Origin of the sequence: Psychromonas aquatilis (genome assembly GCF_038155185.1) — a bacterium.
GTDB classification, from domain to species: Bacteria; Pseudomonadota; Gammaproteobacteria; order Enterobacterales; family Psychromonadaceae; genus Psychromonas; species Psychromonas aquatilis.
The window spans coordinates 1-255 of sequence record NZ_JBAKAZ010000214.1; the positions used below are offsets into that span (position 1 = coordinate 1).

The 255-nt window shown below is 36.9% G+C and carries 1 protein-coding gene; it reads left to right on the forward strand.

Annotated features, from left to right (window positions below; translation table 11 throughout):
* Window positions 1-104, forward strand: a 104-nt coding sequence (locus V6256_RS16495; RefSeq protein ID WP_424141078.1) for a protease modulator HflK N-terminal domain-containing protein, incomplete at its 5' end; no start/stop codon positions are given.
* Window positions 105-255: the final 151 nt, after the last annotated feature.

The window sequence follows — 255 nt, forward strand, 5'->3', positions numbered from 1 at the left end:
AAGATGATAAAAATGATCAAGACCCGTGGAATAAAAACAATAAAAATAATGACCAGGGGCCTCCTGATCTAGATGTTATATTCAAAAAAATATCTGGTTTTTAAGGCGGTTTGTTTGGCAAAAAGTCAACACAAGGACCTAGCAACAATAATAGAAGTAGTAATGGCGGAAAAGTCGTCCCTATAGCATTACTCGGTATTAATGCACTTGTTTGGTTTGCGAGTGGTTGGTAATCCATAAAACAGTCTGATCGTG